This is a genomic window from Lysinibacillus pakistanensis (assembly GCF_030123245.1).
GTDB classification, from domain to species: domain Bacteria; phylum Bacillota; class Bacilli; order Bacillales_A; family Planococcaceae; genus Lysinibacillus; species Lysinibacillus pakistanensis.
Map to the genome: position 1 here is coordinate 4482173 of NZ_CP126101.1, position 16059 is coordinate 4498231.

Consider the following 16059-nt stretch of genomic DNA (forward strand, 5'->3'; position numbering starts at 1 on the left):
AAAATAATTTGATTTTCTTTTACTAGAAAAGAATCTGCGAGAATTCCACGGCTTACCCGCAGAAAAGCAAGCAGATTCTTTACATCCCTTTTTTTAATTAAAAATGGCTTTACTATTGAATATCTACTGCATCTAAACGATCAGAGCCAGTAGGATGCGCAATGTAATTTGTAACTTTCTTGTTAGCAGCTAAAATTGGTGTTGAGTGAGCAAGAGGAACCCATGGAGCATCCTCAGAGATAATGACTTGAGCTTGCTTATAAAGCTCGTTACGCTTGTCCTCATCAATTTCAGTTTGAGCAGCTGTTAATAGCTTGTGTAATTCTTGATTGTCATAGAATGTATAGTTGTTAGAATGGATATTATCCCCATCTAATAATGAATATAGGAAGTTATCCGCGTCACCATTGTCGCCTGTCCAGCCTAGTAAGAATGCATCTGCTTCACCCTTCTCAGCTTTATCTAAATAAGTAGCCCATTCGTATGACACAATTTTAGATTTAATGCCCACATCTTCTAAATTCTTTTGAATTGCTTCTGCTATTTTTTGTCCATCTGGCATGTATGGACGTGGTACTGGCATTGCCCAAAGCTCAATTTCCTTACCATCATAGCCTGCTTCAGCTAGTAATGCCTTCGCTTTTTCAGGATCATACGTATAGCCTGTAACCTCATCGTTATAACCAGAAATTACTGGCGGCATTGGGTTTTTCGCTGGCTCCGCTAATCCTTCATAAAAAGCATCCACTAATGCTTGTTTATCAATAGCATAGTTTACTGCCTGACGCACCTTTACATTATCGAACGGAGGTCGAGTCACTGTTAACCCTAGATACCCAATGTTCATAGAAGGACGTTCAATTAGCTGTAAGTTGGCATCTCCTTCGATTGTTCCTTTATCAGATGGACTTAAGCCATCAGCTACATCAATATTGCCGCTCGTTAATTCAGTTAAACGTGCAGTGTTTTCTGGAATTGAACGATAAATAACTTTATCTAATTTTGGATAGCCATCAATATAGTAATCTGGGTTTTTCTCAATCGTTATCGAAGCATTACGTTCCCAGCTAACAAACTTGAATGGACCTGTTCCTACAGGATTTGTTGATAATCCCTCTTCATCTGCTTCAAAAGCTTTCGGCGAAGCAATTGCAAATGGGGACATCGCTAAATTTTTAAGGAATGGTGCCTGTGGTTGGCTTAACTTAAAGACAACTGTATAGTCACCCTCAGCAGTAACTGATTCTATAATTTGCTTGTCACCAACGACAAATTGAGTTTTAAAATATGGATATTTATCATTACTTGATTTCCAACGTTCAATATTTTTGACAACTGCCTCAGCATTGAAATCAGTGCCATCATGGAATTTTACACCCTCTTGTAGTTGGAATGTATAAGTTAAACCATCCTCTGATGGCTCCCATGATTTTGCTAGACCTGGTTGAATCGTTACATCTTTTTCACCAAAGTTAACTAAAGTCTCATATATATTAGCTGTAACCGTAAAGGATTCACCGTCTGTTACAACAGCAGGGTCTAGTGCTACAGAATCTCCACCACGACCATAGACTAATATTTTTGGTTCGTTGCTATTAGCCTTATCGCCACCAGTTGAAGCATCCTTACTACCCGTATCCTTAGTATCAGAGCCACCACAAGCAGCTAAGATTGTCGAGAGAACAAGGATAAACATTATACCCAAAGTCCATAGCTTTTTTTTCTTCATTAAATTTCCCCCTATGTTTTTTTATATCATTGAATGTTGTATAGCATCATAGAGATGACAAGCAACATAATGACCCGGTTTTACTTCTTGCATTTTTGGAACTATTTGAGAACATTCTTCCTTTTTAAATGGACATCTTGTATGGAAAGTGCATCCACTAGGCGCATTTGAAGCACTCGGAATATCTCCAGTAATAATCAATTGTTCACGCTCAAACGTAGGATCTGGAACAGGAACCGAAGATAAGAGAGCCTGTGTATATGGATGAAGCGGCTCTGCATATAAATCCTCACTTGCTGTCAACTCTACTAATTTACCTAAATACATCACACCAACACGATTACTGATATGACGCACGACCCCTAAGTCATGTGAAATAAAAATATATGTCAGCTTTAAATCCTTTTGCAGCTTTTGCAATAAATTTAAAACCTGTGCCTGTATGGATACATCGAGTGCAGAAACTGGCTCATCTGCAATAATTAAACGTGGATTGGTCATCAAGGCTCGAGCAATGCCAATACGCTGTCTTTGACCACCACTAAACTGATGTGGATATCGCTTAATATGATATTCATTTAGACCAACCGTTTCTAGAAGCTCCAAAACCTTCTGCTTTCGATCTTTAGCATTCCCCATTCCATGTACAATAAGAGGCTCCTCTAATATCTTCCCAATATTGTGTCTTGGATTTAAAGAGGCATAGGGATCCTGGAAAATCATTTGAATATCTCTTCGTGCCTTACGCATCTCATTATTGGATAATTCTGAAATCGCTTTCCCTGCGAATTCTATATTTCCTTCCGTTGGTTCAATTAATCGCATTAACAATCGGCCAGTAGTTGATTTGCCACATCCCGATTCTCCTACAATGCCTAATGTTTCTCCTTCATAAACCTCAAAAGAAACATCATCCACTGCCTTCACATCCCCAACCTGTGTATTAAGAATGCCTTGTCGAATAGGAAAGTACTTTTTTAAGCCATCAACTTTCAATAAAACTTTCGACATGCTGCCCCACCTCCTGCTTCTCTAGTAAAAAACATCTCGATTTATGCTGCTCTGCTGCTTCATATAAAGGTGGTGTTTCCAGTTGACAACGATCCATTGCAAATTCACAGCGTGCTGCAAAACGGCAGCCAACCTTGATACTCCCTGGCTTTGGTACACTTCCTGGTATCGAATAAAGGTTATCCTTTTTATAACGCATATCAGGTACAGACTTAATAAGCCCTTGCGTATAAGGATGCTTAGGGTTAGCGAATATCTCCTGAATTGGAGCCTCTTCAACAATTTGGCCTGCATACATCACAATGACACGCTCACATGTCTCTGCTACGACGCCCAAATCATGGGTAATCAATAAAACGGCTGTATTTAAACGTTTATTCAAGTCTTTCATCAACTGCAAAATTTGTGCCTGAATCGTAACATCAAGAGCAGTAGTTGGTTCATCAGCTATCAAAACCTTTGGATCACAGAGAAGTGCCATCGCAATCATGACACGCTGTCGCATTCCTCCTGATAATTGATGTGGATAATCTTTTAATAATGACTCAGCACGTGGTAAACCCACCATCTTCATAATTTCAACCGCTCTTGCAAACGCTTCCTTTTTTGACCACTTTGGTTGATGTATTAAAATTGCCTCTTTTAACTGATCTCCAATTGTAAATAAAGGATTTAAGGAGGTCATTGGTTCCTGAAATATCATTGCAACATCTTTGCCACGAACTTTTTGCATTTGCTTATCAGATAATGCCGCCAGATTTTTGCCATCCAATAATATTTCGCCACCTGTTATTTTCCCAGGGGGTGATGGTATTAATCCCATAATGGACAGTGATGTGACACTTTTACCACTTCCTGATTCTCCAACAATCCCCAGTATTTCTCCTTCATGCACAGAAAAATCGATATCATCAACGGCAGGAATTTGCCCATCATCTGTAAAAAAGGTCGTTTTTAAACCTTTTATTTCTAGCAGCTTTTTCCTCATGCACAATCGCTCCATCCTACCTATATTTTACTTAATTGTATAATTCTATTAATATAATACACTAACTATCATTTAATTCCCTATTTTCAGATAATTCTAACTAAAAATATTCTCTCTTTCAATCATTATTATTCTACATAGAAATATATATTTTCTATCCAATTCGACTTACATACTAATTATTTCTTATCAAACGATAATATTTTACATAAACCGCAAAAAAATAGCCCTCCATTAAAAAATTAAACGGAAGACTATTTTTAAATTTTTTATTATAAATTTCAATTTAAATGCTGTACTTGGAATAAATTGTAATAAATTCCTTGCTTGTGCATAAGTTCTTCATGTGTACCACTTTCAATTAATTGTCCATGATCAATGACAATAATTTTATCAGCATGTGTAATTGTAGAAAGTCGGTGAGCGATAATTATCGTAGTACGCTCATGTGCAAGCAGCTCTAATGATTCCTGAATAAGTGCTTCACTTTCTAAATCCAATGCAGAGGTAGCTTCATCTAATATTAAAATAGGTGGATTTTTTAAAAATACACGAGCGATAGCGACACGCTGCTTTTGACCACCAGATAATTTCACACCGCGCTCCCCAACCTTGGTGTCATAGCCATTTGGCAAGCTCATGATAAAGTCATGTGCGTTGGCTGCCTTCGCTGCAGAAACGACCTCTTCATCCGTAGCATCTGGTTTGCCCATTAAAATATTCTCTTTTACGGAATCACTGAATAAAATATTATCCTGTAACACGATGCCTATTTGTGAACGTAATGAATGCAAGGTTACATCCTTCACATCATAGCCATCAATACGCACTATACCATTTGTTGTATCATAAAAGCGTGGGATCAAGCTGATAATCGTGGATTTTCCGCCACCACTCATGCCTACAAATGCCACTGTCTCTCCAGGGTTAATGGTAAAATGAATATTGGATAAAATTTTCGAGCCATCAGCCTCATATTGAAAATTCACGCTGTCAAAGTGGACCTCACCATTTACCCGTTTTAACTCTACGGCATCAGTCTTATTTTTCACCTCATAAGGTTCGTCCATTAATTCAAACATTCTGTCCATTGAAGCAATTGACTGCGTTAATGTAGTAGATGAACTAACTAAACGGCGAAGTGGACCATAAAGTCTTTCAATATAGGCAATAAAGGCAACCATCGTTCCTATGGACAGAGGCCCATTTATAACCTGATAGCCTGCATAGGCAATGACTAACAACGGAGCTACATCCGTAATGGTATTCACTACAGCAAAAGATTTCGCATTCCATTTTGTATGATCCAAAGCCTTCTCTAAAAATTCACCATTTGCTTGATTAAATAATTTTTGTTCATGCTTTTCGAGTGTAAAACTTTTAATTATGCTCATTCCAGCTACTCGTTCATGCAAATAACTTTGCACACCTGCAAGTGCCTTGGAGCGCTTTCTAGTTAAATCCCTTAGCTTACCAAAAAAGTACTTCACACTAAATGCATAGAATGGGAACGCAATCAATGCTACAAGTGTCAGCTTAACATCCATTGTCAGCATAATTATGACGGCAATAACAATTGTGGCAAGATCTAGCCAAACATTCATCAAACCAGTCATGATAAAGTTCTTTGTTTGTTCCACATCATTAATCACTCTTGAGATAACATCGCCGGCTCTTGTATTTGCATAGTATCTTAAACTTAGTCGCTGCAAATGGGCATAGATTTCCTTTCGAATATCAAAAAGCACCTTATTACTAACATGTTGAGCGAAATATTGACGGTAATACTCAATTGGCGGCCGAATGATAAAGAACACAATGATGGTACCACCTAACCAATAAAATAATTCTTTTGTTTTCTCTGCATCTGATAGATGATTCGCAGGAATAATATCATCTAACACAATTTTTATAAGCAAGGGGATAAATAGCGGAATAGCAAACTTCACTATACCAATTAATATCGTTAAAATAATTTCCCAAGTATATGGTTTTACAAAACGCATATACCGCTTTATACTACCCATTTCTAATCACATCCTTAACGGGTCAAAAAATCAATTTCGCCTTGGCGTAATTGTAGCTGCCTCTTTGCTTTCGCTACAGAAGATAAATGGACATTCCAAACTGAATGCCCAAACGTAATTATAGCAATATTTCGTTTTAAGTACATGTAATATGACTTTGCGCGGACTATTTTACAAACCTAATTACCCCATCTACTTAAAAGACAAAAACACCCATTAGTAAAAACTAATAGGTGCTACTTAACAATCATCTGCTTGCATATCGAGCTGAAACTTATAACGGTTTGTCCAGGCATCGATGAAATCAGGTGCAAAGGGTCCTCTTTTTTGTTGAATCCAGCTAATTAATTTATCGACATTGCGCTTTAGAATTTTATCAATGACATCTGGATAAGACATTTCTTTCCGGTGTAGCTCATATTCATCTTCATCTAAAAGTGAATAAGACATATCAGGGAATACTTTAATGTCTAAATCATAGTCAATATATTTAATGGCATTATTATCGAAAACAAATGGTGAGCTTAGATTACAATAATAATACACACCGTCCTCACGCAGCATACAGATGATGTTAAACCAGTGCTCCGCATGGAAATAACAAATAGAAGGCTCTCTCGTTAGCCAGGTACGACCATCGGATTCTGTCACAAGCGTCCGTTCATTCGCACCGATAATGATATTTTTCGTTCCTTTTAACACCATTGTTTCTTGCCAAACCCGGTGGATACGGCCATTGTGCTTATAACTATGTATTTGTATCGTTTCTCCTTCTACCGGTATTGCCATTTTTGAAGCCCACCTTTTCGTCTATGCTACCTAAATCTAGCAGTCTCTAGTATATTATAGCAATGTGTAGGCGAAAGGTGTAGTTAGAAAACCACAAATTTCCCTGCGTCCTTTTCAAATTCCACAAAAAATTTGAAGAGAATTTCTATTTTTCATGTGAGTCAATGATTTCTCTTCTACTTTGTAACTGTCTGGGCATAACATTGTTCTTGCGACCCGAGCTGTTTCTTCGATTACTTGAGCAATTTTTTTCTCGACCTGAGAGGCTTTTTCGACGACCTGAGCTGTTTTTCACGCGACCTGAGCGATTTCTTGACTACCTGAGCTGTTTTTCACGCGACCCGAGCGATTTCCTCAACTACCTGAGCAGTTTTTCACGCGAACCGAGCGATTTCCTCGACTACCTGAGCTGTTTTTTACGCGACCTGAGCGATTTCTTCGACTACCTGAGCAGTTTTTCACGCGACCCGAGCGATTTCCTCGGCTACCTGAGCATTTTTTCTCTCGACCCGAGCGATTTCTCTTTCTGGCCCAGCCCTTTTTGGACAATATTAATAATATAAAGGAGCTGTCTTTGTAATCTTTTTGATTTTGACAGCTCCTTAGAGGTAAATGCAAATATGCAATTACAAAGTGTTATTCACCAAGATCTTGGTTTGTTTTAGTGAAGTTTCCTGAAGATTGAGCTTTCTTTTGCTCTGCTTTAGCATTTTGCTTTTGCACTTCGTTCACATCAGTTTCAGCACCAAACTCTTGACTTTGACGTTGCATGTTTTTATTTGGTTGGAAATTTGCATTGTTTTGCTTTTTCATTTTTCATTCACCTCCACGGTAATTATTGTGTACCGAGGTGAATGCTTTTATGCTTATAAATTTCTTATTTTAATTTTCCATTTCCCTCCATATTTTAAGCATTGGTACTGGCATTGGTAATTGCTCTATTTGTTCCCGGGTCAGCCAAGCGCCTTTTTCTGTAGAATGACATATCATGAAATAGCTATTTAGGTGCCAAGTTAAATGTGAAAAAACATGTTTAAACGTAAGTAAATTCTTTTGTGATTGAACATCTAAAGAATATTCAATTTTAAAAGTATCAATGGAATCTTTACCGTGCTCTATCATTGGAAATTGCCATAGATTTGCTAATAACCCTTCTGCAGGTCGCTGTTCCATTAAAATTCGGCCATTTTGATCTTCACATACAAGGACATCGTATGTAATATGCTTCATCTTTACTTTTTTTGATTTAACAGGTAGCTTCTCTGGTTCACCTTCATTAAATGCAATGCAATATTCACGGACGGGACACAATAAACATTTTGGTGATGTTGGCGTACAAATTAGTGCACCCAGTTCCATTAAACCTTGATTAAAAGATGATGCATTTTCAGGGTCTATCAATTCTTCCACGGCTGCTTCAAAAATCTTTTTTGTTTTAGCTATGGCTATATCCTCATAAATATTGAGTACACGACTTAACACACGCATTACATTGCCATCTACCGCATGTTCTGGCTTATCATAGGCAATACTTAAGATAGCACCAGCTGTATATGGGCCTACACCTTTTAATGTCGAAATCTCATGTCGATTATTGGGCACTATTCCTCCGTAGTTCTCCAATACCTCTCTTACTCCAGCCTGTAGATTACGGGCGCGGGAATAATAACCAAGACCTTCCCAGTGTTTTAATAAATATTCTTGTGGTGCCTCTGCAAGTAATTCTAATGTTGGGAAACTTTCTATAAAACGATTGTAATAAGGAATAACAGTGTCGACCCGTGTTTGCTGTAGCATGACCTCAGATACCCAAATTTTATAAGGGTCCTTTGTATGTCTCCATGGTAAATCACGTTTCTCTACATTAAACCATTCGACTAATGATTGTCGAAATTCTGTTACATATGGATAATTCACAGTGACCTCCAGTGTTTTTACGATTTAAATTATGGTAAAAAGGGTATACAATTAAGAAAAGATTATTTAACTAACGATATAAATTGTTCTATCATGGATATTCTTTTGACTCGTTAATTAAGGATGATTATTGAAATATACATGTATGCCATTGTACTCTATTTACACGCATACTAGGAGTGGATATTTTTGGATTCAGGTACACATTTCGTTATGGGTATAGCCCTCGGTGGTCTTGCTTTAGCTGATCCCGTGGTAGCAAATCATTCAATGACATTTACTGCAGTAATGGCAGGCACGATTATTGGCTCACAGGCACCTGATGTCGATACTGTTTTAAAGCTGCGCAACAATGCAATTTACATTCGGCATCATCGAGGAATTACACATTCGCTCCCAGCAGTAGCTCTCTGGCCTATCTTAATTACAGCAGTTTTATCATTCATTATTCAAGACGCAAATGTGTTTCATTTATGGCTCTGGACATTTTTAGCTGTAACCCTTCATGTCTTTGTTGATATTTTCAATGCATATGGCACACAAGCCATTCGCCCATTCTCCAGGAAATGGGTAGCTTTAGGTGTAATCAATACCTTTGATCCTATTATTTTTTCTCTTCATTGCATCGGCATTTTATTATGGGCTTTCGGTGCAAATCCTGTTTTGACATTTAGCATCATGTACCTCATTATTATCATGTATTATATATTACGATTTGCAGTCCAAAAATCCGTTAAAAAGGCTGTACATCATACTATTCAAGATGAGGAATATGTTATTGTAGCACCAACAATGCGATTCTTTCACTGGCGTATTGCAGCAAAGTCAAAAACACATTATTACGTTGGCCGTGCCTATGGGCGAACAGTCAATATTTATGATAAATTTGAAATAAAGCCTTTACCGAAAACGCCACTTATAGAAAAAGCCATGAAGGACCGTAATCTCGATGCATTCGTGTCATTCTCGCCGTTGTATCGCTGGGAAATTTCTGAGCTAGAAAACGGCTTAACAGAAGTAAGGTTAATTGACCTTCGCTATCGTAGTGATAATCGCTATCCTTTTGTAGCTGTCGCTCATTTAAATGATGATAATGAGATAATTACCTCCTATACAGGCTGGATTTTTACTGAAGATAAACTTCAAAAAAAATTACAGATTGGCGCAAGTAATTGAACAGTAAACCCTGACCAGTGATGGTCAGGGTTTCATTATTGCATCATATCATCACTAGCATCCAATAAATGAGCGTATTTTGGATTACGACCAGCAAAGCTATGTAGCTTATCACCGTAACTTGTAATTAATTGACATACCAAATTTTCCGTATAATCAGCCCCGCGATAGTCGTAGCCAGCCTTTGCTGAAGTTGATTCAAAATCACTCCATAAAAGCTCAACCCAAACACGTGCCCGCCCTACCGACATTTGTGGATTTTTTTCAAGTAACTCCCTAGTCAATTTTTCAATCTTTTCTTCCACTTATTTTCCCACCTTTACAGGAGATAGCATCGAAACTGGTAAGGCTTCTTGATATTTGTCGCCCCCTAATCGATGTCCCCAAGCAAAGCGACCCTTTAAATAATCCACTTGGAAAAATTCATTGTCAGAGCCATCTATACGATACATTTCACCAGGTATAATCGTATCTAAATCCACTAAATAAGCAGCCGCCATTAAAGCTTTTCGTTCATATACTGCAAACTCATTAATAATTCCTAGCTGTTCTGCTTTACGTGCTTTTTCCTTTAGCATCGCAATTTCCTCGCGTAATTCATGCTCTGACATGACCGCGTAGTTTTTTTCACTCATTCCTCATTCTCCTTTTCTTCTATAAAACGGTCTATAACTTCAATAGGAAAGCCCTTTTGATAGAGCGCCTGTTTTATCTTCATTTTTCTTTCATAACCAGTATACTTTGATGCGTACTTTTTCCAAACCTTTTCGCCTTGAACATCAAGCAATTGCTGCCACTCATCTTCTTCTTGTTCAATAACAATTTGACTTAGCACCTCATCTACAACTGTAAAAGAATAACCTTTACGCAATAGAAAATCCTGAATTTTGACTTTGATTTGGGTTGGCGTTTTCTTTTTCTCGGATCGAACAACCTTTTCAGCCAACTGTGTCGCAAGCCTCACCTGTTCCTCATGACTAAAGGTAGCAAGTACCTCATCCTGTAAGTCCTTATCAATTCCTTTTTTTATAAGATCTTGTCTAATTGCCTTAGGTCCCTTTTTCATCGTAGCTTTTTTCGTATCGAGTAAAGCCTTAGAGTATGTTTCATCATTTAAAAAGCCATATGATTTCAGTTTTTGTATAGCTTCTAAAATTACCGCTTCTCCAAACTCTAATGTCAGAAGCTTTTTCTTAACTTCATGCTCACTTCGCATTTGATAAGATAAAAAATTTAATGCTTTATTAAAAGCCTTCCGAATTTCATCCTCATAGGCAATTTCTTGAATATCAAATTCTTCTAGCACTTTACCCTTTGTTAAACCAAATTGAATGAGAATAGCCTCGTCTATAGGAAAGGCATATTCCTCGTTCAAATAAATATTATAACGTTCTGGATTGTTTTTTTGGCGTGCAATTTTTGTAATAATACGCATATTAAACACCTCACTATTTACCATTATAACATTTTTCAAAGTACTACATTTTTACGGTATTTTGCTTTTATCAGATAGCCTATATCAAACCAATAGATGGTAAACTAGAAACTAACATTGCTTTTAAAAAGGAGGGAACTCATATGAAGATCGTTATTGCAGGTGGTACTGGCTTTGTAGGAAAAGTGCTATCTAGGCTGTTACAAGAAAATGGACATGAAATCATTATTTTAACTCGAAACAAAACCGTGAAAGAAAAAGATATTCAATATGTACAATGGCTTCAACAGGGAGCACGACCTGAGCAGTTGTTAGATACAGTGGATGCATTCGTTAATTTAGCAGGAATATCTTTAAATAATGGACGTTGGACAAAAAAACAGAAAAAAGCCATTTATACAAGTCGTATGGATGCCACACTTGAAATCGTAAGAATTATGGAGCATCTTTCCGCAAAGCCAAAAGTATTAATTAATGCGAGTGCAGTTGGGATTTATCCAACCTCTTCAACAGCAACCTATACAGAAGATTCCATGGACTATGCAACAGATTTTTTAGGTACGACAGTACAAGATTGGGAAAGACAGGCTAAACGTGCAGAAAAATTAGGTGTACGAGTTGCGCTTGCTCGATTTGGTGTAATTTTAGGGCGTGATCAAGGTGCTCTCCCCTCAATGTTACTACCATATAAAATGCATATTGGAGGCACTATCGGCTCTGGTGAGCAATGGCTTTCATGGGTTCATGTGGAGGATGTAGCTCGTGCTATTTATTTCGCGATTACAAATGAAAACATTAAAGGTCCCTTTAATATCACTGCCCCTCATGCAGTTCGTATGAAAGATTTCGGAAAATCAATTGCCATGATAATGGGAAGAAGTCATTGGATGCCTGTGCCTAGCATCGCCATGCGTTTGGCACTTGGTGAACAAAGTATACTTGTATTAGAAGGACAACACGTATTACCCGCTGTATTAGAAAAACATCATTTTACCTTTCATTTCCCACATTTAAAAGAAGCACTTTATGATTTGTACTAGGATAAATTTTAAAAAACAACGCATTCTAATGAAAAAGAAAGGATGCGTTTTTTTATGTGGAAACAACATATAGTTGGAGCAGTGATTGCTACTTTTATTATTGCCGCAGCAGTAAGCTTTAATCCGTATTTTGCTTCTGGCTCTGATGAACATAATTGGGGCTTTAAAAGGGCAAAAAATGGAGAACAGGCTGAGGCTGGTGCACAGCTTGATCAGCTTCTTGATAAATATGGTGCTATTTATAAAGGTAAGCCCGATAAAAAGGTTGCTTATTTAACCTTTGATAATGGATATGAGAATGGGTTTACAGAAAGTATTTTGGATACTTTGAAGAAAGAAAATGCACCAGCTACCTTCTTTTTAACTGGTCATTATCTAGAAAGTGCCCCCGATTTAGTGAAACGTATGGTTAAAGATGGGCATACCATTGGCAATCATTCATATGGACACCCAAATATGGCAAGAATAACACCAGAAGCTATGCGTTCGGAATGGAAAAAACTTGACGATAAGCTTCGTGAATTAACTGGTATTGAACGTACAACCTACGCTCGTCCCCCAGAAGGCACATTTAATGCAAAATTATTAGAGGTAGGGAATGCTGAGGGCTATCGCCATATTTTTTGGTCAGTTGCCTTTAAGGATTGGATGAGAGATGAACGCCGTGGCGCAGATTATGCGTATAATGCTTTGATGGAACAGCTACACCCTGGCGCTGTCATATTAATGCATACTGTGGCACAGGATAATGCAGAAGCGCTTCCTATGTTTATTGAGGAAGCGAAAAAACAAGGGTATACATTCTTATCACTGGACGATTTAGTTTTAGAATATGAAGATTTCCCTGTTGCTTTGCAATCGTCCACTCCTTAGTTATAATGAGTAGATGATATTAAACGAACAGGGACGTGGAATGCTTGACACAGCAAACAACAATGGAAGTGGGACAAAAATTCCCTTTAACAATAAAAAGACTCGGCATTAATGGCGAAGGTGTAGGCTTTTATAAGCGCAATGTCGTATTCGTAAAGGGTGCTATACCTGGTGAAGAAATTACTGCACAGGTAACAAAAACTCAGCGAAACTTTGCCGAAGCAGAAATATTAACGATTCGCAAAGCTTCAAAATACCGCCAGGAGGCACCTTGTCCAGTTTACAATAAATGTGGCGGCTGTCAGCTTCAACATATGACATATGACAAGCAGTTAATGGAAAAGCGTGATATTGTTATTCAAGCATTAGAGCGTTATGCAAAACCATTAGCTGCAACTGTTGAAGTACGAAAAACACTTGGAATGGATAACCCTTGGCATTACCGAAATAAAAGTCAATTCCAAGTACGAAAAGAAGGCAAACGTGTCTATGCAGGCCTATTTGCTGAAGGGAGCAACAAGCTACTCAATATTAATGATTGCCTTGTGCAGCACCCGATTACGTCTAAAATAACTGTTGCTACTCGTAAGATTTTACAAAAGCTGAATATTACCGTTTATGATGGTCGTACGCTTGATGGTTTAGTGCGTACGATTGTTGTACGTACAGGAATTCGTACTGGAGAAACGCAGGTTGTACTTGTTACAACGCGTAAAGAAATTCCACATTTAGCTGAGCTTATTTCTCGCATTAAAAAAATCGATCCAAGTATTGTGTCCATTGCACAAAATATTAATCGTGAGAAAACATCACTTATTTTCGGTGATGAAACGATTGTTCTTGATGGTAAGGAAACAATTCATGAGGAGCTTGGTGAGTTAGCCTTCGACTTATCTGCACGTGCCTTTTTCCAGTTGAATCCAACACAGACTGTTCATCTATACGATGAAATCAAAAAGGCCGCTGCATTAACCGGGAAAGAAACAGTGGTAGATGCTTATTGTGGCGTTGGGACAATCGGTTTATGGCTAGCAGACAAAGCTAAAGAAGTTCGTGGAATGGATGTTATCCCTGAAAGTATTCAGGACGCACGTAAAAATGCACGTAACCACGGCTTTAAGCATACAAAATATGCAGTCGGCACAGCAGAAAGCGTCTTAGCAAAATGGCGTAAGGAAGGCTTTACACCAGATGTAATTACAGTAGATCCACCCCGCACAGGTCTGGCACCGGAATTTATCCGTACTGTATTGAAATTAAAACCAAAACGCTTTATCTATACATCGTGCAATCCATCAACTTTGGCGAAGGATTTAAACGACTTATCGAAGTTTTATGACGTTGAGTATATTCAGCCCGTAGATATGTTTGCACAAACGGCACAGGTGGAATGTGTTTGCAACATGGTTTTAAAACCTGAATATGATAAATAAAATATTTATGTTTGGCGACAAATAAGAATAAGACCACCCATTATGAACTGCGCCCCAATTATTAGACACACCATCTAACTATTGGAGGTGCAGTTTTTTATCGCCCCAATTATTCCATACACAAGAAAGATGCCAAAACAGATAGTAAGTAAATTGAAATTTGGTGTTTCATAAAAAGTAAACCACTCTCTGAAAATTGAAGATTCCGTAATTCTTCCAAATAACGTTCCACCAATATCTCTATAATTAGGTATCCACCCTGTTGCTTCACATGTAATAAAGATTATCTGTGACAATAAAAATACACCGATAGAAGACACCCAAGTTTTTTTCAAAAATGGAGTTAATTTCTTTTGTTTATTAGCCAAGTTAAATCCCCCTCTCTATTTTACGCAAATTTTGCAATAATCCCCAAAACATCTTTTTCACTCTTCCAGCCAATTATCTAACGATGGTTCATTATGCACTATTGATTGGGGAAGATTATCCTCTTCTTGTGTAATGTGTACTTTGCTTTTCATAGATAATTACAAGCACAATAAGGCCACCCAATCATGGAGTGTCATTTCCTAATGTCTATATTTATTTTTTTGAAAACATACTTGAAATTATGTCCAATACTGCAGCAATCAGTATTGCAATGACATGAATTGTCATGAACATATTAAAAAAAGGAAAGGAATAAGGGGTAATCCATTCAGTAAAGAGCTTCGAGTCCAAAACCCATCTTCCTATCCTGGCAAATAATTTATCACTATCATTTATGTTTGGCTGTAAGGAAGTTCCATCAACAGCAATAAAGACCAATTGAACAATTAAAAATATACCAAGGGCGATTATCCAGCGTTTTGCTAGATTAATATTATGAGTTTTTTCCGTGTCAGTCATTTGAACACTCCTCCTTTCATGCTTCATCATTTTGAGTATTTACTAAACTTAAACCCTCTATAGAGGATAAGTGTAGTGGTTATACCCTGTCATTTGTTGTCCTTAAAGACTTCTTAAAATATAATTACTCAAAATTGTATATAATGTATATATAACATAATCACATTATATACATAGATAAAACATTGTGCAACCATTTTTATGCCCCCGTTAAAGTGCCTCAATAAATGCTTTTAAACCCACTAAGCTACTAACTGATTGGGTGCAAAATAAGACAACCCTTCATCGTAATTACCTGAACAATTTGTATTAAAAGATTTATACAATAATCGCCCTCCTTAAACTCAAACATTAATGAACACAGCCAATACGTGTATCAGCATAATCGAGACTGATAGTTGCGTTACTAAAACTAAACAAACTTCCATCAGTTCACTGAAACTGAAAACCTATATTTCTTAAATCGAACATAACAGACGCAGGTTCTTTACTGGATGCAACATTAGGTAATGTATCTGATGCACCAAACTTAGCTTTAAAAGCATCCAGCCCAGCCATTAACGGTTGGTTTATTCTCAGTAATTTGGACTTCAATAGCTGGAGAAGCTATTAGATAAAGGTAAGAATCTTCTAATTCTAGTACAATGGAATTAAGCCTTTTTTCATTCGATTCCAACCAGCCAAATCCCCAGACACTCTTCACTTCAGATTTTTCTGTTCTAAAACTTGAAGCAAAAATAACATGTTTAAGTC

17 protein-coding genes are annotated in these 16059 nt (G+C 37.4%); 4 read left to right on the forward strand and 13 right to left on the reverse strand.

What is annotated here, in order from left to right; genetic code table 11:
* Window positions 1-112 precede the first annotated feature (112 nt).
* The 7 genes from QNH24_RS22400 to mutY all read right to left on the reverse strand — a co-directional run bounded on the left by QNH24_RS22400 (window position 113) and on the right by mutY (window position 8461).
* On the reverse strand, window positions 113-1729 hold the full coding sequence (locus QNH24_RS22400; protein WP_283869604.1) for an ABC transporter substrate-binding protein: 1617 nt from the start codon (window positions 1727-1729) through the stop codon (window positions 113-115).
* A gap of 21 nt (window positions 1730-1750) precedes the next feature.
* The gene (locus tag QNH24_RS22405) at window positions 1751-2740 is read right to left on the reverse strand and encodes an ABC transporter ATP-binding protein (RefSeq protein WP_283869605.1); all 990 of its coding nucleotides are present in this window, start codon (window positions 2738-2740) and stop codon (window positions 1751-1753) included.
* Window positions 2715-3728 (reverse strand): ABC transporter ATP-binding protein, encoded by a 1014-nt coding sequence (locus tag QNH24_RS22410; RefSeq protein WP_283869606.1) that lies wholly within the window; start codon window positions 3726-3728, stop codon window positions 2715-2717. Before QNH24_RS22410 ends, QNH24_RS22405 begins: the two co-directional genes overlap by 26 nt.
* 281 nt (window positions 3729-4009) lie before the next feature.
* Window positions 4010-5755: an ABC transporter ATP-binding protein gene (locus QNH24_RS22415; RefSeq protein WP_283869607.1), complete on the reverse strand. Its 1746-nt coding sequence runs from the start codon at window positions 5753-5755 to the stop codon at window positions 4010-4012.
* A 240-nt stretch (window positions 5756-5995) separates the two neighbouring features.
* On the reverse strand, window positions 5996-6544 hold the full coding sequence (gene ntdP / locus QNH24_RS22420; protein ID WP_283869608.1) for a nucleoside tri-diphosphate phosphatase: 549 nt from the start codon (window positions 6542-6544) through the stop codon (window positions 5996-5998).
* A gap of 636 nt (window positions 6545-7180) precedes the next feature.
* Window positions 7181-7357 (reverse strand): gamma-type small acid-soluble spore protein, encoded by a 177-nt coding sequence (locus tag QNH24_RS22425; protein ID WP_283869609.1) that lies wholly within the window; start codon window positions 7355-7357, stop codon window positions 7181-7183.
* Between the two features lie 69 nt (window positions 7358-7426).
* Window positions 7427-8461 (reverse strand): A/G-specific adenine glycosylase, encoded by a 1035-nt coding sequence (gene mutY / locus QNH24_RS22430; protein ID WP_283869610.1) that lies wholly within the window; start codon window positions 8459-8461, stop codon window positions 7427-7429.
* 189 nt (window positions 8462-8650) lie between these two features.
* Between mutY and QNH24_RS22435 the strand changes: the two genes are divergently transcribed.
* Entirely contained in the window at window positions 8651-9637 is a 987-nt protein-coding gene (locus tag QNH24_RS22435; RefSeq protein ID WP_283869611.1) for a metal-dependent hydrolase, read from the forward strand.
* A 35-nt stretch (window positions 9638-9672) separates the two neighbouring features.
* On the opposite strand, the gene QNH24_RS22440 is transcribed toward QNH24_RS22435, so the two are convergent.
* The 3 genes from QNH24_RS22440 to recX are packed head-to-tail and all read right to left on the reverse strand — an operon-like array spanning window position 9673 to window position 11072.
* Window positions 9673-9942, reverse strand: a complete 270-nt coding sequence (locus QNH24_RS22440; RefSeq protein WP_283869612.1) for a YfhJ family protein — start codon at window positions 9940-9942, stop codon at window positions 9673-9675.
* Window positions 9943-10272, reverse strand: a complete 330-nt coding sequence (locus QNH24_RS22445; protein WP_283869613.1) for a YfhH family protein — start codon at window positions 10270-10272, stop codon at window positions 9943-9945. It abuts the gene before it with no gap.
* Entirely contained in the window at window positions 10269-11072 is an 804-nt protein-coding gene (recX, locus tag QNH24_RS22450; protein ID WP_283869614.1) for a recombination regulator RecX, read from the reverse strand. The genes QNH24_RS22445 and recX overlap by 4 nt, the downstream gene beginning before the upstream one ends.
* Window positions 11073-11215: 143 nt before the next feature.
* On the opposite strand from recX, the gene QNH24_RS22455 reads away from it, so the two are divergent.
* Genes QNH24_RS22455 through rlmD form a run of 3 tightly spaced genes read left to right on the forward strand, consistent with a single transcriptional unit; the run spans window position 11216 to window position 14418 of the window.
* Window positions 11216-12112, forward strand: a complete 897-nt coding sequence (locus QNH24_RS22455) for a TIGR01777 family oxidoreductase (protein ID WP_283869615.1) — start codon at window positions 11216-11218, stop codon at window positions 12110-12112.
* A gap of 54 nt (window positions 12113-12166) precedes the next feature.
* Entirely contained in the window at window positions 12167-12985 is an 819-nt protein-coding gene (locus QNH24_RS22460; RefSeq protein ID WP_283869616.1) for a delta-lactam-biosynthetic de-N-acetylase, read from the forward strand.
* A gap of 44 nt (window positions 12986-13029) precedes the next feature.
* The gene (rlmD, locus tag QNH24_RS22465; protein ID WP_283869617.1) at window positions 13030-14418 is read left to right on the forward strand and encodes a 23S rRNA (uracil(1939)-C(5))-methyltransferase RlmD; all 1389 of its coding nucleotides are present in this window, start codon (window positions 13030-13032) and stop codon (window positions 14416-14418) included.
* A gap of 74 nt (window positions 14419-14492) precedes the next feature.
* Here the strand turns inward: rlmD and QNH24_RS22470 are convergent, their stop codons facing one another.
* The 3 genes from QNH24_RS22470 to QNH24_RS22480 form a co-directional block, all read right to left on the reverse strand.
* Window positions 14493-14786: a YfzA family protein gene (locus QNH24_RS22470; RefSeq protein ID WP_283869618.1), complete on the reverse strand. Its 294-nt coding sequence runs from the start codon at window positions 14784-14786 to the stop codon at window positions 14493-14495.
* 214 nt (window positions 14787-15000) lie between these two features.
* Window positions 15001-15306, reverse strand: coding sequence for a YfzA family protein (locus QNH24_RS22475; protein WP_283869619.1), 306 nt, complete (start codon window positions 15304-15306; stop codon window positions 15001-15003).
* Between the two features lie 535 nt (window positions 15307-15841).
* Window positions 15842-15982: a hypothetical protein gene (locus tag QNH24_RS22480; RefSeq protein WP_283869620.1), complete on the reverse strand. Its 141-nt coding sequence runs from the start codon at window positions 15980-15982 to the stop codon at window positions 15842-15844.
* Window positions 15983-16059: the final 77 nt, after the last annotated feature.